Consider the following 22,784-nt stretch of genomic DNA (forward strand, 5'->3'; position numbering starts at 1 on the left):
TTAGCGGTAGTCCTGAAGGATCGCGTCGGCCTTGGCTTGCGCTTCTTTCAGTGCTTCCTCGGAGGTTTTCTGACCGGTGATTGCAGCCGCGAGCGCGTCGTTAAAGATGCGGGTCACGCGCTGGTTTTCATAGGTTGAGAGTTCCGCCACAGCATGTTCCAGCTGATCCCGGGCAACCAGAACCGGTGGGAACTCAGCCGCATAGGCTTTCATCGTTTCAGTTTCCCATGTTTCGGGGCGCGGTGCGACATAGCCGGTTGCAATAGTCCATTTGGCGGATTGCTCCGGCCCGGAAATCCACTTCACGAAATCAAACGCTGCCTTGGCCTGTTCGTCCGAAGCCCCCTTGAAGAGGAAGAAATTGCCACCACCGGTCGGTGCGCCACGACGTTTGTTTGCAGGCAGCATCGCTACACCAAAATCAAACGGGGCATTTTTGCGCACGTTGGTCAGGTTGCCGGTCGAGGTCCACATCATTGCGGTCTGACCCTCAAAGAACGCCTTGGGAGTAGCGCCCCACTCAATGATGCCAGGCGCCATCACTTTGTGTTCCTTGGAGAGGTCCACAAGGTAGTCCAGTGCTTCAACAACCTTCGGGTCGTCAAAGCTCACCTCGTTGCCATCCGCGTTGGCGAGGATCGCGCCGTTCTCGGTGGTCAGGCCCTGAAACAGCCAATACGGAAAGCCCGAGGACGGGATACGCACACCCCATTGGGTCACATTGCCTGCATCGTCCTTCAGGGTCAGCTTTTTGCCCATCTCAACCATCTCGTCCCAGGTCGCTGGGGGCGTTTCGGGATCAAGACCTGCGGCTTTGAAGGCTTCTTTGTTCCAGTACAGAACCGGGGTCGAGCGCTGGAAGGGGATGCCGTAGGTTTTGCCGCCGGTCTGGGAATTCTCCATGAACGCCGGATAGAAGGAGTTCAGCCACGCCTTGTCTTCTTCGCTGGTGGCAAAGTCATCAAAGGGCATGATCAGGTCTTCATCGAGGAGCGTGAACATGTCGACCGACAGGATCACCGACAGTTGCGGAGCATTGCCGCCGCGCGCAGCGGTGAGCGCTTTGGCTACGGTGTCCTGATAGGAGCCGGCATAGATGGCTTCGATATTTACACCCTCATTTTCTGCCACATATTGCGCCGTCAGTTCCTCGATGGTGTCTGCTGCGGCACCGCCTACGGCGACCGGGAAGTAGAACTGCAAGTCAACATCAGCCGCAGCAGGGGCAGCGGCAAATGCAAGGGCAGCGGCGGCTGCCTTGAATTTCGTCATCAGCATGGTGTCTCTCCGTTGCTTTCACAGCCGGTCGTCGTCCGGCATTGAGCGCCCCCCTGTCGAAATCGGGAGCCATGGCAAAACCGCCTGATCGCGGCTGGTCCGCAATCGTTTCGACGGTTCATCTTTGAATGTCTCGGATACGTGCGGCGAGGCTTTCGTCTTCAAGCCGCGAATTCTGTGCGATATCAAACGCGTGGAGTTGATCTGGCGTCACAGCCAGACGCAGGGTTTCTCCCGGCGTCAGACTGCGCGTGCCCGGCAGTTTTGCCAAGAGATCCGCTCCCGCGCAGTTCAGTTCAACCAGCGTGTCAGCGCCAAGGAACTCCGCTCCCTTGACCTGTGCTGTGATTGGGCCCTCTGCTGACTCCGTCAGTGCTTCGGGCCTTACACCAATGCGCAATGTCTCAGGCACCCCTCGTAAGGCCTCGCCAAAAGCGGCGGGAGGCAACAGGTTCATCGGCGGTGTGCCGATGAAACGCGCAGCAAAGGGGGTGGCGGGGCGCTGATAGATCTCTTCTGGGGATGCGATCTGTTCAATCTGCCCCTTGTTCATCAGCACAACCCGATCAGCCATGGTAATGGCCTCAGTCTGGTCGTGCGTCACGTAAACCATAGTAAAGCCAAGCGCGCGCTGCAGGCGACGGATTTCGCGGCGCATCTCGTCACGCAGACGCGCGTCGAGATTGGACAGCGGCTCGTCCATCAGGCAGACCGGGCGCTGTGAAATGACCGCCCGACCCAAGGCAACCCGTTGCTGCTGCCCGCCCGACAGCGCTGCAGGCTTGCGATTGAGATAGGGGGCAAGCTCAAGCAGTTCTGCCACCTCATTCAGGCGACGTTGCCGTTCTTGCCGGGGTACATTTGCAACTTTTAATCCAAAGACAATATTCTCAGCGACGGTCAGATGCGGAAACAGTGCATACGACTGAAACACCATAGAGATGCCGCGTTGCGCCGGGCTATATTCTGTGACATCGCGACCACCGATCAGAACCTTCCCTGCGCTGACAGACTCAAGGCCCGCCATAATACGCAGCGTGGTCGACTTGCCGCACCCCGAGGGGCCCAATACGGCTGTGAAAGATCCGGCCGGAACCTCAAGGCTGAGGTCCTCTAATGAGACGGTTTGCCCCCAAACCTTCCGCACATGCTGAAGTGAGATGGCCTGCCCGTTTGCCGCAACGGTCATGTGCAGTCCCCTTTGAGCGTGGCGACATCGATCAAGACGCCGCGAGAGGCACGCGCGGTGTGAGCGATGTAGATCAAGCAAGGGCAGCGGAATATCGAGTCGTTTGGTTTCATATGAACCTCATAGAGGCTTCATATGAATGTTATGCGACACTCCCGATAGGAATTTGTGTGATGCACGACGAACGAAAAATGCCGCGCTCAGCCAAAGCGCGGCATTGGTCACTTTCACTGTTTCCTTGGGATCAAATCTCGACAGAGACCTTTCCGATCGGATTTGAGCAACACGCAAGGATGTAGCCAGCTTCGATATCGTCGTCCGATATGCCACCGTTATGCACCATGTGAACCTCGCCCGAGGTTTTCTTAACCTTGCAGGTGCCGCAGACACCAAAGGTGCAGCCGGAGGGGATATTCAAACCATTTGCACGTGCTGCTGCAAGGATCGTGTCCGTTTCCGCAACCTTTGCGGTAACACCAGAGGTTTCGAACGTCACCTCGACCTTGGTTTCATCGTCCAGCACCACATCATCAAAGTCAGGTTGCTCTGCAGCGGTTTCAACCGGTGCGTGGAAGCTTTCTTGATGATAGTTTTCCATATCAAAGCCGAGGCCTGCGAGCGCGTCCCGCACGGCTTGCATAAAGGGCTCTGGACCGCAGCAGTAGACTTCGCGTTCCAGATAGTCCGGGGCCATGAGGCCAAGCATCAACTGGTTGAAGACACCCTGATACCCTGTCCAGGGCCGATAGGGGTCAGGCTCTTCGACCACGAATTTCAGATCCAAACCCTCAGATCGGCTTGCCATCTGTTCCAAGCGTTGGCGAAAGATGATCTCTGAGGGGCGTTTGGCACAATTGACAAAGACGATGTCGAGGTTGTCGCCATCATCCCACATGTTTGTCGTCATCGACATCATCGGTGTGATGCCAGAGCCTGCGGAGATAAACAGGAACTTCTTTGCCGAGCTGTTGGCGTTGGTGAACAGACCTGCCGGACCCAGCGCTTTGATCCGGCTGCCGGGGCGCAGGTTGTCCAGCATCCAGCGTGTTCCGATACTATCGCGCTGGGCCTTGGCGGTGATGGTGATGTTACGCGGCCGCGACGGCGAGGATGAGATCGTGTAGGTCCGGTGCAATGGTCCACCCGGAACTGGGATCTCCAATGTCATGAACTGGCCGGGGTCATATTCAAAAAGGGCACCAGAGGGCGCCTTAAAGGTGAAAGACGCCGTATTGTCCATTTCGGGAATAATGGAGACGCATTCCAGCATCTCCGTATCTTTCCAGATCGCGCGTTCGCTGTTTCTCGGCATGATCGTTTACTCCGCCGCCACAGCTGTTGGGCCGCTGTTACGTTTGAGGGTTTCGAGGTACCACTGGACGAATTGCAACACGCCGCTTTCCTGCACCTCGGAGTAGGGGCCGGGTTCATAGGCAGGTGAATTGATGCCCATTTGATTGAACTCTACCACCTCACGGTCCTCATCGTTGGTGGCGATCCAGACCTCGGTGAGCCGCTTCAGATCATAATCGACCCCTTCGACAGCATCCTTGTTCACCAGCCATTTGGTGGTGACTTCGGTTTCTGTTGGGCTGATCGGTGTGACCCGGAACACGATGGAATGATCGGCGAGAAAATGGTTCCATGTGGTTGGATAGTGAAACTTCAGCAGTGACCCGGCATCTGCGAATGCTGCTTTCCCAAGCCACCGGCGGACTGCGGTTTTGCCGTCCAGCGTATAGCTTTCGGCACCCTCTTTCAGGGGCATGCGGGCGACGCGAAACTGGCCGTCCTCACTCATTTGAAAGGTAGAGGGCATCCCGGCCTGTTCGCAGCGCTCAAAATGCGCTTGCAGGTTTGCCGGGGTCTCGCCCCCCTCAATACCTGTGATGGAGGGATCATCTGGGAACGTGCGGCACAGCGAAGGGTGGTTGCCGCCGCAGTGATAGCACTCGCGATTGTTTTCCCAGACGAGCTTCCAGTTTCCCTTCTCAATGATCGAACTTTCAAAGGCGACCTTGGCATTCGAGAGATCATGGATTTCCAAATACGGACGGGCAACATTGGCAAACTGTTCGAAATCTGGCGCGTCATCTGCAAGGCAAATGTAAACCAAGCCGGCGAGCTCACGGCAGTGTACAACTTTTAAGCCATGTTTGCTGGCGTCGAAATCTGGTCCCATATCACGAGCCCAGAGCAGGCGACCGTCGAGCTCGTAGGTCCACTGGTGATAGGGGCAGACCAGCTTCGGGTTGTTGCCTTTTTTCGCCTTGCAGATCACCGAGCCACGATGGCGACAGGAGTTGTGGAAGGCGCGGATCTCATTGTCGGAGCCGCGCACAATGATCACATTGTAGCTGCCAACCTGATGGGTGACATAGCTGCCAGCCTTTTCCAGCTCGCACGCCGGGATCGCAAAGAGCCATTCCTTGTAAAAGATCTCCTGCAGATCAGTCTGAAAGATTTCAGCATCATTATAAAATGCCTGCGCAAGGGCGTGACCCGGATTGTGACTTGCGATCAGCGCACTGATATTGCGGTTCATTTCCTGACTCTCCTGCCGCGCAACGCGGTCGATGACAGCGCGTTTTGCAGTTGGTTGGGGGTGCGTACGGCAAAGGGTATCCATTAGGCCGCAGCGGAGGGAACCGCGTCCTTTGAAGATGCCCAAACCGCCGCCCGCGGTTGACGATATCTGCTGAGGCTGGTTTCCGGGCTGAGAGACTGACCAACTGGTCGGAGCGCGACGCCTTCCCGGGTTTCCTCCTCCCAGTGGCCAGATGTCGCGCCCGCAAGTCTCATGACCGTTGCGGGGGCAGCGCCGGAATCGCACCGGCTTCCCAATTCTCCGTCTGCGCAAGCCCAGACGGCACCTCGTGATTCAAAGTTGTATCGAGATTTGACGAATTGGATCTGCGATTTGCGACATTGTTTAATGTGTTCGAGACAAGCCATGTCGCGGTGGGTGAAAAATACCGAGGGTAGCGAAACGGTATACCTCAGCACGGTTCGAAATAGATCACAGCATGTGCCGTGCGGTCTTGTCGGTGAAATCAATCGGCTGCGGCAACATTGAGTATGCGAACTTTGGGGTTGGCAAAGCGGCCCAATTTGGTGATCCTGCCCCGCATAACCAGACATCAAAAATCCGACTGGGGAGGAAAATATGAAAAAATTCTTGGGACTTACCGCTCTTGCGTCCTTGAGCTTCGCCTTTGCTGCAGAAGCCATGGCGACAGAATGGAATGTCTCGGTCTGGGGCAAGCGCCGCGCCTTTACCGAGCATGTTGAAAAGCTCGCAGAACTTGTTTCTGAGAAAACCAACGGCGAGTTCACCATGAATATCAGCTATGGTGGCTTGTCAAAGAACCGTGAAAACCTCGATGGGATCTCCATCGGTGCGTTTGAGATGGCGCAATTTTGTGCGGGCTATCACCGCGACAAGAACCGCGTGATTACTGTGCTGGAACTGCCTTTCCTTGGCGTCTCCAACCTCGAGGAAGAAGTTGCAATCTCCAGCGCCGTTTACAATCACCCGGCTGCTGCGGATGAGATGGCTCAGTGGAACGCAAAGCTGCTGATGACCTCGCCGATGCCGCAGTACAACATCGTTGGCACGGGTGAGGTTCGCGACGAACTGGCTGAATTCGAGGGCATGCGAGTGCGTGCAACCGGTGGTATCGGCGAAGCCTTCAAGGCCGTTGGGGCTGTCCCGACATCTGTTACCGCGACAGAAGCCTATCAAGCGATGGAGTCGGGTGTTGTAGACACGGTTTCCTTCGCGCAGCACGCTCACTTGAGCTTTGGCACGATCAACCGTGCGGATTGGTGGACGGCGAACCTGAACCCCGGCACCGTAAATTGCCCGGTCGTCGTGAACATCGACGCATATGAAAGCCTCTCGGACGCAGAGCGCGAAGCGCTGGACAGTTCTGTTCCGGAAGCGCTGGATCATTATCTGGCGAACTACGGAGAGCTGTTGAAAAAGTGGGATGCGGTGCTTGAGGAAAAAGGCGTCGAAAAAGTAGAGATCTCTGATGAGGTCTTGGCGGAGTTCCGTTCCAAAGCTGCAGATCCAATCCGTGAGGCCTGGATTAAAGACATGGAAGCGCAGGGTCTGCCGGGGCAGGAGCTCTATGACCTCGTGCAAAAAACACTTGCAGATCAGCGCAGCGGCAGCTGATCTTCTCTCGATCACGTAGGGCCCGGACCCAATGGTTCGGGCCTCCGCGTGTCTTGAGCTCATTTTCAGATATCGGGGGAAGGTATGGCAGGTTCATCAACCGTGCTGAGTGATTCCAGCATCATATCAAAGTTGGACAGGACCCTTTTGCCAATCGAAAGGGCAACCGCAATCCTAAGCGGGCTTGCCGCGTTTTCGCTTATGTTTCTGGCGGCGTACTCCGTTGCGGGACGCCAATTGGACCGCACGTTCCTCGCGCCGTTTCTTGACAAGATCGGTTTGATGGATGGTCCGCTGCCGGGATATGTCGACTATATCGAAGCCTTGATGCCCCTTATTGCGATCTTGGGCGTCTCTTACGTGCAGCGAGAGGGCGCACATATCCGGATGGACATTCTTGTGGGTCGTTTGCAGGGACGTGCCCTCTGGCTGTTCGAATTTATCACTGTGTTTTGCATGTTGGTGCTGGTCGTGGCGCTTGTCTGGGGATCATGGGCGCATTTCGATCGGTCTTTTGATTGCGCGCGTCCCTTATGTTCACGCGACAGTTCAATCGACATCGGCCTGCCCATCTGGCCCTCAAAACTTGTGGTTCCAGTAGCGCTGTCTGTGCTGACGGCACGTTTACTCTTGCAAATGGCGGCTTACGCGCGCGCATTTGTGCTTGGTATACAAAGCCCGCCCGCAGTTCCGCTCATTCAATCCGTTGCAGAACAAGCCGCCGCCGAAGCCGAGCAGCTGAAGGAGGTAGGTAAATGAGCGATATAGAGATTGGGCTCTGGGTGACTGCCGGGATGATGTTTCTTGTTGTCCTCGGTATGCGCGTCGCGTTTGCTGCAGGATTGGCAGGGTTTGTAGGCCTCGTCTGGCTGCGTTGGAACGGATTTGACTATGATCCAGCACGCTTTGGCAAAGCCGTTGAAATTAGTGTGAAAATTGCTGGCCAAGTGCCACACTCAAAAGTGTCCAGCCAAGCGCTCAGTTTGATCCCAACATTCATTCTGATTGGCTATCTTGCCTATTACGCGCGCCTGACCACCGCGTTGTTTGAGGCCGCAAAACGTTGGATCGCGTGGGTGCCGGGCGGACTTGCGGTTTCGACCGTCTTTGCCACCGCCGGTTTTGCTGCTGTTTCGGGTGCATCGGTCGCAACCGCTGCGGTCTTCGCGCGTATTGGCATCCCTGAAATGCTGGCGGTTGGCTACAACAAACGCTTCGCGGCGGGTGTTGTGGCCGCAGGCGGGACACTGGCGTCGCTGATCCCACCATCCGCCATTTTGGTGATCTACGCCATCATCGTGGAACAGGACGTGGGCAAACTGTTGCTCGCTGGGTTTATTCCCGGTGCGTTTTCCGCCGTGGTTTACGCAGGCCTGATCGTGGCAATCGCGATGATTTTCAAATCCGTAGGCCCGCCGGTCACAGGGTTTACATGGCGAGAGCGGTTGGTGTCGCTTCCCCCGGCCTTACCGATCCTTGCGGTTGTGGTGATCATTATCTTCTTTGTGTACAACCCCTTCGGAGAGGCTTGGGGCACGCCGACAGAAGGTGGCGCAGTGGGGGCGTTCATCGTATTCATTATGGCGCTCTTGCGCGGTATGCGTCTGCGAGAGTTGCTGGATGCGTTGCTTGAAACGGCAAAACTCACGATCATGATTTTCACGATCATTTGGGGCGTTTTGATCTACGTGCGTTTCCTAGGCTTTGCGGACCTGCCACATGCGTTTGCGGATTGGATTTCGTCACTTTCAGCGCCGCCGATGCTTATCCTGATCTGTATTCTCTTGGCTTACGCAGTGCTTGGCATGTTCATGGATGCAATCGGCATGCTGCTTTTGACACTCCCGGTTGTGTATCCGGCGGTTATGGCGCTGAATGGCGGGGAAATGGTCTCGGCCGCGGATTCAGCGTTTGGGATGTCCGGTCCTATGTGCGCAATCTGGTTTGGTATTTTGGTTGTGAAGATGGCCGAGTTCTGCCTGATCACGCCTCCCATTGGCCTGAACTGTTTTGTGGTGGCAGGCGTGCGTGATGACCTGTCGGTGCAGGATGTGTTCCGCGGGGTGATCCCGTTCTTCATTGCGGATGCGGTGACAATTGCGCTCTTGGTGGCCTTCCCAGCTATTGTTCTCTGGCTTCCGAGCTTAGCGGGTTAAATTTTTTGCGCCCATTTCACTGTTTTGAAATGGGCGCAAAATACGCACAAAAAACATCATCAAAATAGAATATATCCTTGCCTTCTTCAGTGATTGAAGGGGTTCATTAATTCAATTCGACAAGATTTTCTTTTTAGGTGATCAGCTGTGAAATGCTACCCTTGGTGGGAATGGCTGATCCAAATGCTGCGGGTGTGTGCAGCAGTGTTTTATGAGTAAAAGGTCAATACATGTCGAAATCAAACATCCACGACTTCGCGGTGACATCTCAGTCAAAGCCAATTTTACTGAATGTCCTTTCCATTGATGACGATGAAATCGACAGAATGCGATTGCTTAAAACCTGTCGTAAAGCCGGTTTAATGGTGGATTTCACCGAAGCCGCAAACCTTGACGAGATGCGAGAATGCCTCGCAGTGGAAACATATGATTTGGTCTTCATCGACCATAATCTTGGGATGGATACGGGGTTGGATGCTTTGGGTATTCTCCTCGCCCACGAAGAGCAGGTGAACGCGGTTCCCATCATGCTGACCTCCTCGGTCGACTACCATATCGCAGTCGAGGCGATGCGTCGCGGTTGCGCGGATTATATCGTCAAAGATGAGCTGACGGTCGATGCACTGATCAAATCTGTGACCTCTGCAATTGAGCGTCGGGCGCTCTATGGTGCGTTGTCAGAGGCGCGTAGCTCGGAAAGCGAATTGAAGTCGATTTTCGAACGTTTCATGGTCAGTTGTGGTCCGGAGATGCGAGAGCTTTTGCGTCGCAGCATGATGGGCGTGCGCGCAGTGAAGATGCAGGCCCGGAGCGATGATAACATCGACCCGACACTTCTTGCCAACCTGTCAATGTTTGAACGCGGCGCAAAAGATCTCGTTGTCTTTATGGACGATCTCGAAAGTGTCGTTGGTGCTGGTCGTCGGCTGACCGTGAACGAACTTCGCAAGCGCATTCAGTGAGTATGTGACCTCAACCGCTGCGGATATTTGCGACGCGGCGGCAGACATCTGGGTCAATCCCTCTAAAGAAAGGTGACGGCCGTGTCGCCACAAGGACTATCGATTAAGCTCAAAGTCGCCCTCGTCGTTTGTTTGGTTTCGGGGGTGTCTTTCGGCGTATTTTTCTTTTTGAACTACAATGACACCGTTGCGAGAATTCACGCGCATTCAGAGCAACTGCTGAAACGCGATCATAAAACTCACGCGCGCTACGTGCTTGATACCTTGACAACAATGCGACAGGACTCTGAGACTCTTGTCGGCTTCCCTCCGATCTCCGGTATCTTTCGCACACGGGCAAGTGTCGATCAAACTGATCCGCTAGATGGATCTTCACTTGAGGATTGGCGTTCGCGACTTGAAACACTGTTTACCAGCGTTCTTGAAAACCGGAGTGGATACAGTCAGATCCGCCTCATTCTTTCTGAAAACAATTGGTCCGAGTTCGCGCGGGTGAATCTCGTGGATGGGGCGCTCACGGTCGTGCCTCAGTCTGAGTTACAAGAGAAGGGCAATGAACCTTATATTCGGGCGCTGCAGGGTGCGACAACAGACGAACTCTTGTTTTCTAGTGTAACGCGCAACCGTGAAAACGGCCAGGCGGTCGGACCACCAACGTTACGATCGACCAAGAGGTTGATAGATGAAAAAGGTGAGACCGTCGGAGCAATCGTGATTAACGCGCGTATCGCCAATCTCCTGACCATTCCCGATCACCCTGATGAGATCGGACGAACCTATTACGCGATCACCAACCATATTAACCCAGCCTTTCCGCTGACTGCAGAAGACCGTAGTTTCACGATCCTGCCCGAGGGTATGTCGAAACCCATAGACCAGCACGCGCTGGCCGGGCTTCCGGCAGAACGATTGATCGAGTTGGAAGAAGGGCGCGGTGCGTTTGTAAGTACCTTGGAAATCACTGACGCCCATGTACCTTTTAGCTTTCGTATAGCCACAGATGTCGACATGGGCGCACTCTACGCGACAGCGCGAACGGAGCTCTGGCGCAATCTCGGTCGTGCACTGCTGCTAACAGTTCTTGCATCAGTTCTGGGCTACGTCTTCACTGATCGTCTGCTGACGCCACTTCAGGCGTTGGTTAAGAATATAAAGCTCAATACAGGTCCTCGCTTAAGTCCGATCAAAAGCAATGCAAAGGGCCACGATGAGATTGCGTTGATCGCACAGAATTTCACGCAACTGACCAATGGTCTGATCAGAGAAACTCAGCGCCTCGATATGGTTTTATCCAACGTGACCGAAGGTGTGATAACCTTGTTGGAAGATGGCGTCGTGGAAGATTCAAATCCTGCTGCCTGCCGTATTCTTGGGAGGAATGCGCCCGAGTTGAACGGAGTTTCACTTCTATCGCTGCTTGGTTTCGATGTGGAGGAAACAGCATTAATATTAAGCGAGGCGAAGGCCGCGCACGATACGGGGGTACCAGTTCAGCGCGAGATCAATAGCGCCCGGGCGGACGGCAAGCCAATGGTTTTAAACCTATCTTTGCGGCATGCGTCCTACATTGAGGGCAATCGTTTTGTTGCCATGATCCGCGATGTTACGGCGCGCGCGGCTGCGACCGAGCAATCTGCCGCCCTGATTTCTGCGCTCAGACGCTCAAATGCAGAACTGGATCAATTCGCCTATGTCGCCTCCCATGACCTCAAAGCACCGCTGCGTGTCATCAACAACGCCGTCTCGTGGCTTGAAGAAGACTTGGAGCCCTATCTGACGGATGACACCAGAGAGAGCATGAACCTCCTCCAAAGCAGAGCAAGCCGGATGGAGCGGCTCTTGAATGATCTCCTTCACCATTCGCGGATCGGCAGAGTTGCCGAACCTGATGCGAAGGTAACGGGAGAGCAGCTTGCTAAGGGCATTGTAGAATTGTTGGAAATACCGGGAGGTATCACGGTTAGCTTTTCTGATGCCTTCCTTGGGGTGAGTGTTCGTAAGCTGCCACTGGAGACCATCCTGATAAATCTCATCGGAAACAGCATCAAACACCATGATCGTAAAGAGGGGCGCATCAGGGTCGATGTGGAGACAGGTGATAGCTTTTTGCGTTTTAGTGTGGAGGATGATGGCCCCGGGATAGATCCAATCTATCATGAGCGCATATTTGAGATTTTTCAGACGCTGAAGTCCCGTGACCAGCTCGAAAGCAGTGGCATGGGACTGGCGATTGTTAAGAAACATATAGAAGTGGCGGGCGGCGAAATCTCTGTAACTTCGGACGGCAAACGTGGGACGACCTTTGAATTTCTTTGGCCCGTTAGTGTGCCACAACAGGATAAGGCGGCATGATGTCATCACAGGCAACACCAGCGCGGGATGTTAAAATTATCCTTGTGGAAGATGATGATGGGGATGCCAAGGCGATCCGCCGTGCGTTCTCCAAAGCGAGGATCGCGAACCCTCTCATTCGGTTTCGAAATGGTCGTGAAGCGCTGTCGTTTCTTAAGGGAGAAACCGATCAGGACCCACCGCTACAATTCGTGGTGTTAAGCGACATCAATATGCCTCGTATGTCAGGTATCGAGCTACTCGAAGCGTTGCGCGACGATCCGACACTTCACAAAACGCTGTTCTTTGTTTTGACCACGTCAGACGATGAACGTGATATCACCGCTGCCTATTCCAACAACGTCGCTGGATACATACTCAAATCGCAGGCTGGTGACATGTTTATCGAGCTGATGACTGTGATGAATAACTTTTGGCGGATCGTCGAGTTGCCTATCATCGACGTGCGGGGCGAGGCGCATGGTTGAAAAAAACATCCTCATCGTGGATGACGATGCAGGTGATCGCAAAATGATGCGACGCCACCTCCTCAGACTGTATCCGAGCGTCTCTACGCTGGAGGCTGATAGTGGAGAAGCAGCGCGCGCTTTTTTCGAGGAAGACGTCGAAGTTATCTTCTTAGATTATCAGTTGCCGGATATTTCCGGCCTTGATCTGATGTCCAGTTTCTTTCGGCGCTGGCCGCATTGCGTAATCTTTATAATGACCGGGCAGGGGGATGAGGAGATCGCAAAGAGCGCGATCTTAAGTGGCGCTGCGGATTACATCGCCAAATCTGCCATAACGTCCGGGGCCTTGCAGCGGATGATTGCCAACGGACTTCAGGTTGCGCGAATGCGCTGGCGAATAGAAGAACATCAAAAGGAGTTGCAGCAATTCTCCGATGTCTTGGTTCATGACCTTCGCGCCCCGATCAGAGCCATAAAATTCCTGAGCGACCAGATCCTTGAGGACTTTGATGCCGGTGATTTGGAAGAGGTAAAGCGCGAGTTCGATCTGATGAAGCGGTCTGTTTCCAAAATGTCCGATCTGATCGAGCGGCTTGCCAGTCATATTAACCCGCATAGCGAGGGGACACCCGAAACGGTATCTGCCGACAGTTTGGTCGAAGCGGCGTGTCTGGTAATGGCACAGGATATCTCAAACGCGGATGCGGAAATATCGTCCGATCTCGGCGATCTCGAGGTCTATTGCTTCCCGCCAGACATATCTCAGTTGCTTCAAAATCTTATCGGTAACTCGATCAAATATCGCAGCGAGGCCCGGCCTTCGATCCAGATTACGGCGCGCCCGCTGAACAGCGGTGTTCAGTTTTCCATTCGTGACAACGGAATTGGCGTGCCGGAGGAGTATCGAACCCGCATTTTTGAACCGTTCAAGCGGCTTCAACGCAGCAGCGACCTGCCTGGTAGCGGCCTTGGACTCGCGACATGCGCAAAAATTGCCAAACGCCACAATGGTGAAATTTGGTGTGATCCGGAGACAATCGAAGGCACCTTAATTCACTTCACACTGAAGTTGCGGCCCGCCCAGATGGCGTCAGCTGTAGCAGCCACATAAAATTGAGGCTGCTGTACCACCCGGGAAGGCCACGTCGATCAGTTCGCTCAGTTAACGCGTTTTTCCAAAACCAGAAAAGTCATCATCCCAAGGGGTGGCAGTTTGCGCAGTTCTGCAATTTGCAGTGATGGCTCTTGCAAGATGGTGTCCATTTTGAAGTCGGAATGCCAGCCGATCAGGTTGGCCATCGGTGCCGCGACACGCTCCAATCCCGCCATTACACCCGTGGTTTTGGCAAAGTGATTGGTGATGACGACTTTTCCGCCAGGTTTTAGCACCCTGGCTATCTCGGCCATGACCTTTTCCGGTTCAGGGACCACCGATAGAACGTGCATCGCAGCAATGGTGTCAAAGCTCGCATTTTCAAAAGCCAGTTCGCGGGCATCCATGCGTTGAAGATCAACACGTTTTTGGAGGTCGAGCGCATCCACTTTCCGCTGGGCTTTGGCAAGCATTTCAGCGCTGAAGTCGACGCCGGTTATCCGCACTTCGGGGCCGTAATGAGGCAGCGACAGTCCGGTTCCGACGCCCACTTCGAGCACATGCCCTTTGCGATCATTGATAAAACTCACAGCACGGCGGCGCCCGACATCTGTGACCGCACCGAAGGTTCGATCATAAACCGGCGCCCATCGGGCATAGGATGACTCGACCGCTTCAATTTTCAATTCAATGTCCTTTCCTATCTTCAGAAATGCGATGGGACAGAATGCTCCAGAAAACTACAATCAAATATGCGACACACAGAACTACAAGAGTGATCCAAGCATAAATAAGTACTGCCGACCCAAGTACCGCAAAACCGACCAGAAAAAACTTCACGTTGTTGCGAGAGATTTTTGCGGTTTTGAAGGACCAGACGGGAAAACGCGCAATCATGGCCCACCCGACGAGGATCAAATGCAGACAAATGACGACATCGGGCAGCAAAGGGGCGTCGGCAAAAGCGAATGACAGAAACATCGGCAGCATCGCCAACAAAGCGCCAGCTGGCGATGGAATGCCGGTGAAGTAAGCGCCAGCAGTGTCTTTGTCTTCGGGCGTGTCAGATTTTGCGGTGACATTGAAACGGGCGAGGCGCACGACACAACAGATCGCGTAAATCAGGACCGTTATCCAGGCGATACCGCGCAAATCCTGTAGCGCCCAAAAATAGATGACCAGTGCGGGGGCGACGCCAAAATTTACAAAATCTGCAAGCGAGTCCAACTCGGCACCCATCTTGCTGTCACTGTTGAGGAGCCGGGCTAATCGCCCGTCCAATCCATCCAGAACGCAAGCGGCAAGGATCAATTGCACAGCCAGCACGTAGTTGCCCTCGATGCCAAATCGAATGGCAGAAAGGCCCGCGCAGATTGCAGCGATCGTCAGCATATTTGGGATCAGCTGAACGATGGTCAGGTGTGAGGGGGTAGGATGCTCTTCGCCTTCACCCATTATCGACCCCTGCTGCAGTTTGCGTCGGCGCTGCCGCAGTCAAATCAGCAATCACGGTTTCTCCCGCAACCATTGTCTGACCAAGATCGACCAGAGGTGTGACACCTTCGGGCAGGTAGACATCCAGCCGAGAGCCAAAGCGGATCAGACCAAAACGCGCGCCCCGGTCTAGATGCGCGCCCGGTTTCACAAAGCACACGATCCGGCGGGCGACTAGGCCCGCAATCTGTACCACAGCCAGATCGCGACCATCTTCCATACGGATCGCGAGGCTGTTGCGTTCATTGTCCGCACTGGCCTTATCTAGGGAGGCGTTGAAGAACTTGCCCGGGCGATAGGCCACTGCCGTGACTTCGCCCGCGACCGGTGCGCGGTTCACATGGCAGTTAAATACGCTCATGAACACGCTCACCCGTGTCAGGGGAACATCAGGCAGGCCAAGTTCCGCAGGAGGAATTGCAGGTTCAATCAGGGAGATAACCCCATCCGCAGGTGACACCACAAGACCCGGTCGCGCAGGTGTAACCCTTTCAGGATCGCGGAAAAAGTAATAACACCAGACGGTCAAACCCACACCAATCCAGCCTAAAATCGGGGTCAGCAGGAAAAGCCCAAAGGTTACTGCAGCAAAGATCGCGACAAACTTGCGCCCCTCAGGGTGCATAGGTTTGATGAAAGTCCCGATCATGTTCATAGTTATTTCCCTTGTATTGGAACGCAGGCGCGGGATGGTCTTTGCGGCTGATTTGCGCCACTTCCCCGGCAGTCAGGCCTCCCGTAGCATGTCCTGACGTCCCTAGCTACTGACCATGATCATGAAACCAGCAGCTTTGTTTGAACCGAGCGGTTCAAGACCGTGGTATTTGGTGGCGCGTCGGCGATGTCCCGCCACAAGGCGCGATGTTGCTTGGAGTGGTATCTCGATCTTGTTCTGCCCGGCGTTCTGCTGAATAAAGATGCGGTTTCACGAACTCAATTTTGAGCCATCCTTTCATCCCGCCTCTTTTCTTCACATGAGATCAAAGTGACGTCTGATATGAGCCGCCAAGAAACCGTACAACGTGCAAAGCAGCTCTTTGGTCCCGAAGACCACAAGGTTGGCTATAACCGGCTGTGGTTCAACATCATGCGCGCGCACCGGAAATTCTATCCGGTGATGGCTAAGGCTATGCGCCGTGAAGGATTGAAAGACCCAATCTGGTACGAAATCTTACTGGCAGTGGAAAATGCCGGACCGACCGGCAAGCCCATGCAACAGCTCGAAGAAACTCTCTTCGTGCCACAATACGCGCTCTCGCGGCACATAGGGCGGATGCAAGAAGAAGGTTTGCTGCGGCGCGAGTATGTCTCGGACGGTAAGCGCAAGCAGATCCTGTTTCTGACGCCAGAAGGCGAGGGGCTGCACGAACGTGTCTGGCCAATCTATATGGACACGATCCAAGAGGTGATCGGCCCGACCATGGATGAGGATGAAGCCTATGAAATTGCTTATCTTCTCATCAAGATGTTGCCTTGAAATGTGAGTGCCCCAACGCCCAATAGCGTCGGGGTAGGTTGTTCAAAAGCGCATGATCGCCTCAAGGACGAAGGTCCGCCCCGGTTCATTCAGGGTGGAGAACCCGGCATAGTCGCCGCCGTAGGTCGCGCGATCTGCGTAAGCCTGATCAAAGAGGTTATTGATCGAGCCGCGAATGGTGACACCGTTCAGCGCAGGCGGGGTGTACTCGGCAAATAGATTTACCACCTCATAGCCCTCAAAGGTTTGATCGGTGTCGATCCCTTGCCCCTCATAATCGAGAGCCATATCGAGGCTGCCGCCGACCAACAGATTGTATTGCGGAAGGCTCTGCTGAATTTCGAGTGCGATAACCTCACCCAGTGGTGCGCCAAGGTCCAAGGTCTCATAGCTGCCGGCTTCGGTGCCGTTGATCTTGGGTTTGCTGTTTGAATAGGTCAGGCGCGCAAAACCACTGTCCCAGTCGTAGGTCGCCCCGATATTGAAGCCGCTGCTTTCAAAGTCATAGTGACTGGCCTCGTATCGACTTGTGGTACGGTTATAGGTTGAACCACGCGCGTTCTCGATTTCGGTTTGAAACAGCTCCGCACCCAAGGTCCAGCCGCCCTGTTTCCAGTCGATCCCGACAACAATGTTGTCCGAGCGCGAGGTTTCGGTCAGCCCGGAGTAATCCCAGGTGTCCCCAAGCAGGTAGTTATCCTCAAGATTGATGCCACCGAAAACTGACGAGTATCCTGCGCGCAGAGACAATGAATCCGTTGCCTGATAGACAACAGACAGGTTGCCGCTTGCCCCCGAGACGCTGGTGTTCGCCTCGTACCTGTCACTAAAGTCCATCCAGTCATAGCGAAGACCGGCTGAAACTTTCAGATGTTCTGTTGGCTGCAAACGGGCTTGTGCAAAAATACCTGTGTTTTTGCTTTGCTCGAACGGCGTGTCGCTGATCCAGTTGGCACGATACCGGTTCTTCTTATCCTGATAATCGATACCGGCGGTAATCGAGCTCACGTCAGAGAGATGGAACTCGTTGGCGATTGTGATGGATTTGGTGCGGGATTTCGCATCATCTGCATAGGGAACTGGCGTTTTTACGTCCGTTTCGGAGTAACCGATTGTCACCGACGGATCCCAAATCCCATCCGCGAGTGTGTTTTCATACCGAAGCGACACTGTGCTTCTCGCTGTATCATAAAAGCGGGTTCCTGCGCCGGGGCCGAAGTTTGCGCGGTAATTCCGCTCTGCTGCATCTTCCAGCCGCTGAGCCGAGAACTCTACACGATGGCCCTCAGCGGATTCATAGGCCAGCTTCAGCAATGTTGCCGACAGATCTGCGCCTGATCCTTCCATTACCCGACCGTCGCCATCGGTGTAATTTTCACCTGTCATACGCCGGGTATATCCGAGGATTTCAAATCCAGATGAACGCGCGGCCAAGGTCAGTGCGCCGCCTACGGTGCGGCCATTGTCGCCATAGCTCAGATGCGCTTTGCCGCCAAAATTTGCACCGTCATCGAGAAAATCTTCGGCATCGATGGTTTCCATGACTACGCGACCAGCAAGCGCCTGCGGGCCAGCATCCGCCGGAGCCACGCCCGGATCAACGCGCACAGACTTCATCAGACCGGGATCGAAGGCATTGGCGCTGACGTGGTGAAATACACGGTTGTTCTGTGGGATACCGTCAAGCTGGATCGCGAGGTTCAGCATATCGACGCCGTTGACGAAAATCTTCTGCGCGACCGGGATACCGCCCCCAACCGCAGCGGAGGCGATCCCCGCAAACAGATCTTTGACGTCGCCCATGCGGGCGCGGTCAATCTCGGCATCTGCGACGTAGACCGCAGTCGCGCGATCAGCAGCCTCGCCGAAGGGGTCCTGCTGGCGCACGATGATAGGGTCGAGCGAGAAAACCTCTGCCTCCTGCGCCCAAAGAGGTGTTGTCGACATAAAGGTGAGGGCAGTTCCGCAGGCCAGAAGCGCCCGGGTTGAGGTGATATGAGCAGCCATAACATTTCCATTGAACGGGGTGGATGCTGTGCTGGCACAAGGGAAAGCTGGCGGAGCGGTGGCCCAGCCGATAGGCGCGACATTGTTAACATGCAAGTGCATGTAGTGGATTTATGATCTGTTTTTGGTGACTTTCCCGCCTTTCGTGGTCCGCATGTCACAAACCCGCCCTGCAGCAATCTGCGGTCGTTGAGGTTGGTCGGATTAGACTGAATGTGAGTAAAACTCATAATCATCTGCCATAAGATGAATTTGCTTACTGGTCGCGGGGCCACTATGTGTGTGCGAAACTCTGCGAGCGGAAACATGCATAACTTTAGCCTACCCAAGTCCAAAGCCTTTGAGGCCCTGACCCGAACTGCCCAAGAACGCATCCTGATCCTCGACGGGGCGATGGGGACACAGATTCAAACTCTGGGCTTGGATGAAGAGGCGTTCCGCGGCCACGGTGGGCATACATGTGCGTATCACTCCGATCATCCGCAGAAGGGAAACAACGATCTGCTGATCTTGACCCAGCCGGAAGCGGTTGAGCAGATCCACTATGACTTTGCGATGGCTGGCGCAGACATTGTTGAAACCAATACGTTTTCTTCGACAACCATCGCGCAGGCGGATTACGCGCTTGAGGATGCCGTGCATGATTTGAATGCCGAAGGCGCGCGCGTCGCGCGTCGGGCCATGGATCGCGCCACCGCAGAGGATGGCAAGCCCCGCTGGGTCGCGGGCGCTGTCGGGCCTACCAACCGGACCGCTTCGATCAGCCCCGATGTGAATGATCCCGGCTATCGCGCCGTGACCTTTGACGAGCTGCGCATTGCCTATGGGCAGCAGATCCGAGGTCTGATTGCGGGCGGGTCGGATTTGATCCTGATCGAGACTATCTTTGACACGCTGAACGCCAAGGCAGCGATTTTTGCGTGTTTCGAGGCTTTCGCAGAACATGGCGAACGTCTGCCCATCATGATTTCCGGTACCATTACGGACGCCTCGGGTCGTACCCTTTCGGGGCAGACACCGACCGCTTTCTGGCATTCTGTGCGCCATGCGCGCCCATTCACGGTTGGGCTCAATTGCGCATTGGGGGCCGATGCAATGCGTCCTCACCTGACCGAACTGGCCGGAGTCGCAGAGTCGCTGGTGTGTGCTTATCCGAATGCAGGCCTGCCCAACGCTTTTGGCCAATATGACGAAGAGCCCGAAGACACCGCCGCGAAGGTCGAGATCTTTGCGAAAGAGGGTCTGGTGAATGTGGTGGGTGGGTGCTGCGGCACCACGCCTGAGCATATCCGCGCCATTGCCGAACATGTCGCCCCTTACGCCCCACGTCAGATCCGGGAGACCGCAAATGTCTGAGCCACTGCTTCGCCTGTCCGGTCTTGAGCCTTTTGTGCTGACCAAGGATATTCCCTTCGTCAACGTGGGCGAGCGGACCAATGTCACCGGCTCTGCCAAATTCAGAAAACTGATCACCAATCGCGACTATGCCACCGCATTGGATGTCGCGCGGGATCAGGTAGAAAACGGTGCGCAGATCATCGACATCAACATGGATGAAGGGCTGATTGACTCCAAGCAGGCGATGATCGATTTCCTGAACCTCGTGGCAGCGGAACCCGATATTGCGCGGGTGCCGATCATGATCGACAGCTCCAAATGGGAGGTGATCGAGGCCGGTCTGAAATGTGTTCAAGGCAAGCCGATTGTGAACTCCATCTCGCTCAAGGAAGGTGAGGAGAGTTTCCTGCATCAGGCGGGCCTATGTCTGGCCTACGGCGCAGCTGTCGTCGTAATGGCTTTTGATGAGGACGGTCAGGCCGATAGTTTTGAGCGTAAAATCGAAATCTGCGCGCGCGCCTACAAGATCCTCACCGAGCAGGTCGGCTTTCCGCCCGAAGATATCATCTTTGATCCCAATGTGTTTGCGGTGGCGACCGGCATCGAGGAGCACGACAACTACGGTGTCGATTTCATCGAGGCGACGCGCTGGATCAGGGAAAATCTGCCGCATTGCCATATCTCAGGCGGGGTCTCGAACCTGTCGTTCAGCTTTCGCGGCAATGAGCCCGTGCGCGAGGCGATGCATGCGGTGTTTCTGTATCATGCGATCAAGGTCGGCATGGATATGGGGATCGTCAACGCGGGCCAGCTTGCGGTCTATGACCAGATCGACCCGGAACTACGCGAGGCCTGCGAAGATGTTGTGCTGAACCGCACGCCCAAATCCGGTGGCACCGCAACCGAGAACCTCTTGGACATTGCCGAACGGTTCAAGGGCGGTGCGCGCGAAGAAAAGAAACGTGATCTGTCGTGGCGTGAATGGTCCGTGGAGAAACGGCTTGAGCATGCGCTGGTGAACGGGATCACTGAGTTCGTCGAGGAGGACACCGAAGAAGCCCGTCAGGCCGCCGACCGCCCTTTGCATGTAATCGAAGGTCCGCTGATGGACGGCATGAATGTGGTGGGTGATCTCTTTGGTGCGGGGAAGATGTTCCTGCCGCAAGTGGTGAAATCCGCCCGCGTTATGAAACAGGCTGTGGCAGTGCTTTTGCCATATATGGAAGAAGAAAAACGCCAGAGCGGCGGAGGCGGCAAGGACACCGCAGGCACCGTGCTGATGGCCACCGTCAAAGGCGATGTGCATGATATTGGCAAGAACATCGTCGGTGTTGTTCTGGCGTGTAATAACTTTGAGATCATCGACCTCGGCGTGATGGTGCCGCCGCAAAAGATCCTAGAGGAAGCGCGTGCGCATAATGTCGATGTGATCGGTCTGTCTGGCCTGATCACTCCATCGCTGGATGAGATGGTGCACTTGGCGTCCGAGTTGGAACGCGAGGGATTTAACATCCCGCTCCTGATCGGTGGCGCCACCACCTCTAAGGTTCATACCGCGGTGAAGATCTCACCGCAATATTCGCGCAATCAGGCCATATACGTCACAGATGCCAGCCGTGCGGTCGGTGTGGTTTCCTCGCTTCTGAGCGACACGCAACGTGACACCTACATTGCTGATATTCGCTCCGAATATAATGAGGTGGCCGAACGGCACGAGCGCGCCGAGCGTGCTAAAACCCGTCTGCCTCTGGCGGCAGCGCGGGCGAATGCGATGCAGATCGACTGGAGCGACTATAGCGTCGAGGCACCTAAGTTTACCGGCGCTCAGGTGGTTGAAGACTGGGACTTGGCAGAGATCGCACGTTACATCGACTGGACCCCGTTCTTCCAGACATGGGAGCTGAAGGGTGTCTATCCGCGCATACTGGAGCATGAAAAATATGGCGAGGCAGCGCGTGCGCTGTTGAAAGATGCGCAGGCCATGCTGGAGCAAATCATCAGCGAGCAGTGGTTCAAACCGCGCGCTGTGGTCGGGTTCTGGCCCGCAAATCGGCATGGTGACGACATCCGACTGTTCACGGATGAAACGCGCGCGCAAGAACTTGCAACACTCTATACGCTGCGTCAGCAGACCTCCAAACGCAAGAACAGCCCGAACCTCGCAATGGCGGATTTCGTTGCCCCCGAAGGCGTGGCAGATTGGGTCGGCGGCTTTGTGGTGACGACAGGCCCGGAAGAGGTCGCTATTGCCGAAGCCTTTGAAAAAGCGGGCGATGATTACAGCGCGATCATGGTCAAGGCTCTTGCGGATCGCTACGCTGAGGCAATGGCCGAAATGCTGCATGAACGAGTGCGCCGTGACTACTGGGGCTATGCCCCAGAGGAGGCTTTTGCGCCCGAAGAGCTGATTGGTGAACCCTATCGCGGGATACGGCCCGCTCCGGGATATCCGGCGCAACCCGATCATACCGAAAAGCTCACCCTGTTCCGCCTGCTTGATGCTGAGGCGACCACGGGTGTTGAACTCACCGAGAGCATGGCGATGTGGCCGGGATCATCGGTCTCGGGGATATATATCGGCCACCCGGATGCCTATTACTTTGGTGTGGCCAAGGTGGAACAGGATCAGGTGGCAGAATATGCAGATCGCAAGGGCATGCCCCTTGAGGAGGTCGAGCGCTGGCTTACCCCGATTCTGAACTATCGGCCGGGTGATCGTGCGGTGATCGCTGCGGAGTAACCCTTGGAGAAACAGGGTCCATTCTGTCGCGGGACTGGACCCTGAAACAAGGTTGCGTTGTGTGAT

The 22,784-nt window shown here is 55.1% G+C and carries 18 protein-coding genes and 1 riboswitch; of the genes, 10 read left to right on the top strand and 8 right to left on the bottom strand.

Translation table 11 applies throughout. The features are described from left to right. From K529_RS20160 to K529_RS20175, 4 genes are all read right to left on the bottom strand, one after another. Window positions 1–1,278: an ABC transporter substrate-binding protein gene (locus K529_RS20160; RefSeq protein ID WP_005612878.1), complete on the bottom strand. Its 1,278-nt coding sequence runs from the start codon at window positions 1,276–1,278 to the stop codon at window positions 1–3. A 118-nt stretch (window positions 1,279–1,396) separates the two neighbouring features. Continuing rightward, window positions 1,397–2,467: an ABC transporter ATP-binding protein gene (locus K529_RS20165; protein ID WP_005612879.1), complete on the bottom strand. Its 1,071-nt coding sequence runs from the start codon at window positions 2,465–2,467 to the stop codon at window positions 1,397–1,399. 244 nt (window positions 2,468–2,711) lie between these two features. Next, window positions 2,712–3,779, bottom strand: coding sequence for a hybrid-cluster NAD(P)-dependent oxidoreductase (locus tag K529_RS20170; protein ID WP_005612883.1), 1,068 nt, complete (start codon window positions 3,777–3,779; stop codon window positions 2,712–2,714). A gap of 6 nt (window positions 3,780–3,785) precedes the next feature. Continuing rightward, window positions 3,786–5,012: an aromatic ring-hydroxylating oxygenase subunit alpha gene (locus K529_RS20175; protein WP_005612886.1), complete on the bottom strand. Its 1,227-nt coding sequence runs from the start codon at window positions 5,010–5,012 to the stop codon at window positions 3,786–3,788. A 140-nt stretch (window positions 5,013–5,152) separates the two neighbouring features. Further along, window positions 5,153–5,359, bottom strand: a riboswitch (cobalamin riboswitch). A 274-nt stretch (window positions 5,360–5,633) separates the two neighbouring features. Between K529_RS20175 and K529_RS20180 the strand changes: the two genes are divergently transcribed. From K529_RS20180 to K529_RS20210, 7 genes are all read left to right on the top strand, one after another. Next, window positions 5,634–6,650, top strand: a complete 1,017-nt coding sequence (locus K529_RS20180; RefSeq protein WP_005612889.1) for a C4-dicarboxylate TRAP transporter substrate-binding protein — start codon at window positions 5,634–5,636, stop codon at window positions 6,648–6,650. An 84-nt stretch (window positions 6,651–6,734) separates the two neighbouring features. Continuing rightward, window positions 6,735–7,409, top strand: coding sequence for a TRAP transporter small permease subunit (locus K529_RS20185; protein ID WP_005612892.1), 675 nt, complete (start codon window positions 6,735–6,737; stop codon window positions 7,407–7,409). Further along, window positions 7,406–8,806 (top strand): TRAP transporter large permease, encoded by a 1,401-nt coding sequence (locus K529_RS20190; RefSeq protein WP_005612896.1) that lies wholly within the window; start codon window positions 7,406–7,408, stop codon window positions 8,804–8,806. Before K529_RS20185 ends, K529_RS20190 begins: the two co-directional genes overlap by 4 nt. 230 nt (window positions 8,807–9,036) lie before the next feature. After that, a complete protein-coding gene (locus tag K529_RS20195; RefSeq protein WP_005612899.1) occupies window positions 9,037–9,768 on the top strand; it encodes a response regulator in 732 nt (243 codons plus the stop codon). Between the two features lie 81 nt (window positions 9,769–9,849). Beyond that, the gene (locus K529_RS20200) at window positions 9,850–12,120 is read left to right on the top strand and encodes a sensor histidine kinase (RefSeq protein ID WP_005612903.1); all 2,271 of its coding nucleotides are present in this window, start codon (window positions 9,850–9,852) and stop codon (window positions 12,118–12,120) included. After that, complete coding sequence (locus K529_RS20205; RefSeq protein ID WP_005612904.1) at window positions 12,117–12,587, top strand: response regulator; 471 nt, start codon at window positions 12,117–12,119, stop codon at window positions 12,585–12,587. The genes K529_RS20200 and K529_RS20205 overlap by 4 nt, the downstream gene beginning before the upstream one ends. Beyond that, complete coding sequence (locus K529_RS20210; RefSeq protein WP_005612906.1) at window positions 12,580–13,680, top strand: sensor histidine kinase; 1,101 nt, start codon at window positions 12,580–12,582, stop codon at window positions 13,678–13,680. Before K529_RS20205 ends, K529_RS20210 begins: the two co-directional genes overlap by 8 nt. Before the next feature lie 47 nt (window positions 13,681–13,727). On the opposite strand, the gene K529_RS20215 is transcribed toward K529_RS20210, so the two are convergent. Genes K529_RS20215 through K529_RS20225 form a run of 3 tightly spaced genes read right to left on the bottom strand, consistent with a single transcriptional unit; the run spans window position 13,728 to window position 15,838 of the window. Beyond that, window positions 13,728–14,348 (bottom strand): class I SAM-dependent methyltransferase, encoded by a 621-nt coding sequence (locus tag K529_RS20215; protein WP_005612907.1) that lies wholly within the window; start codon window positions 14,346–14,348, stop codon window positions 13,728–13,730. 1 nt (window position 14,349) lies between these two features. Further along, entirely contained in the window at window positions 14,350–15,117 is a 768-nt protein-coding gene (gene pssA, locus K529_RS20220) for a CDP-diacylglycerol--serine O-phosphatidyltransferase (protein WP_005612909.1), read from the bottom strand. Further along, the gene (locus K529_RS20225; RefSeq protein ID WP_264753298.1) at window positions 15,110–15,838 is read right to left on the bottom strand and encodes a phosphatidylserine decarboxylase; all 729 of its coding nucleotides are present in this window, start codon (window positions 15,836–15,838) and stop codon (window positions 15,110–15,112) included. The genes pssA and K529_RS20225 overlap by 8 nt, the downstream gene beginning before the upstream one ends. Before the next feature lie 315 nt (window positions 15,839–16,153). Here K529_RS20225 and K529_RS20230 point away from each other — a divergent pair, with 315 nt between their 5' ends. Continuing rightward, window positions 16,154–16,633 carry a MarR family winged helix-turn-helix transcriptional regulator gene (locus K529_RS20230; RefSeq protein ID WP_005612913.1) on the top strand — a complete coding sequence of 160 codons (480 nt, stop codon included), beginning with the start codon at window positions 16,154–16,156 and terminating at the stop codon, window positions 16,631–16,633. Between the two features lie 42 nt (window positions 16,634–16,675). Here K529_RS20230 and K529_RS20235 read toward each other — a convergent pair whose 3' ends face one another. Further along, complete coding sequence (locus K529_RS20235; protein ID WP_005612915.1) at window positions 16,676–18,640, bottom strand: TonB-dependent receptor plug domain-containing protein; 1,965 nt, start codon at window positions 18,638–18,640, stop codon at window positions 16,676–16,678. A gap of 306 nt (window positions 18,641–18,946) precedes the next feature. Between K529_RS20235 and K529_RS20240 the strand changes: the two genes are divergently transcribed. Both K529_RS20240 and metH read left to right on the top strand, forming a co-directional pair. Beyond that, a complete protein-coding gene (locus K529_RS20240) occupies window positions 18,947–19,996 on the top strand; it encodes a homocysteine S-methyltransferase family protein (protein ID WP_005612916.1) in 1,050 nt (349 codons plus the stop codon). Further along, the gene (gene metH / locus K529_RS20245; protein ID WP_005612917.1) at window positions 19,989–22,718 is read left to right on the top strand and encodes a methionine synthase; all 2,730 of its coding nucleotides are present in this window, start codon (window positions 19,989–19,991) and stop codon (window positions 22,716–22,718) included. Before K529_RS20240 ends, metH begins: the two co-directional genes overlap by 8 nt. Window positions 22,719–22,784: the final 66 nt, after the last annotated feature.

Source organism: Tritonibacter mobilis F1926 (genome assembly GCF_000376545.2).
GTDB classification, from domain to species: domain Bacteria; phylum Pseudomonadota; class Alphaproteobacteria; order Rhodobacterales; family Rhodobacteraceae; genus Epibacterium; species Epibacterium mobile.

Coding starts and splice junctions, on each gene's coding strand:
- K529_RS20235 (WP_005612915.1), bottom strand. CDS start 18,640: ATGGCTGCTCATATCACCTCAACCCGGGCGCTTCTGGCCTGCGGAACT.
- pssA (WP_005612909.1), bottom strand. CDS start 15,117: ATGGGTGAAGGCGAAGAGCATCCTACCCCCTCACACCTGACCATCGTT.
- K529_RS20190 (WP_005612896.1), top strand. CDS start 7,406: ATGAGCGATATAGAGATTGGGCTCTGGGTGACTGCCGGGATGATGTTT.
- K529_RS20230 (WP_005612913.1), top strand. CDS start 16,154: ATGAGCCGCCAAGAAACCGTACAACGTGCAAAGCAGCTCTTTGGTCCC.
- K529_RS20160 (WP_005612878.1), bottom strand. CDS start 1,278: ATGCTGATGACGAAATTCAAGGCAGCCGCCGCTGCCCTTGCATTTGCC.
- K529_RS20185 (WP_005612892.1), top strand. CDS start 6,735: ATGGCAGGTTCATCAACCGTGCTGAGTGATTCCAGCATCATATCAAAG.
- K529_RS20205 (WP_005612904.1), top strand. CDS start 12,117: ATGATGTCATCACAGGCAACACCAGCGCGGGATGTTAAAATTATCCTT.
- K529_RS20170 (WP_005612883.1), bottom strand. CDS start 3,779: ATGCCGAGAAACAGCGAACGCGCGATCTGGAAAGATACGGAGATGCTG.
- K529_RS20175 (WP_005612886.1), bottom strand. CDS start 5,012: ATGAACCGCAATATCAGTGCGCTGATCGCAAGTCACAATCCGGGTCAC.
- K529_RS20240 (WP_005612916.1), top strand. CDS start 18,947: ATGCATAACTTTAGCCTACCCAAGTCCAAAGCCTTTGAGGCCCTGACC.
- K529_RS20165 (WP_005612879.1), bottom strand. CDS start 2,467: ATGACCGTTGCGGCAAACGGGCAGGCCATCTCACTTCAGCATGTGCGG.
- K529_RS20180 (WP_005612889.1), top strand. CDS start 5,634: ATGAAAAAATTCTTGGGACTTACCGCTCTTGCGTCCTTGAGCTTCGCC.
- K529_RS20210 (WP_005612906.1), top strand. CDS start 12,580: ATGGTTGAAAAAAACATCCTCATCGTGGATGACGATGCAGGTGATCGC.
- metH (WP_005612917.1), top strand. CDS start 19,989: ATGTCTGAGCCACTGCTTCGCCTGTCCGGTCTTGAGCCTTTTGTGCTG.
- K529_RS20195 (WP_005612899.1), top strand. CDS start 9,037: ATGTCGAAATCAAACATCCACGACTTCGCGGTGACATCTCAGTCAAAG.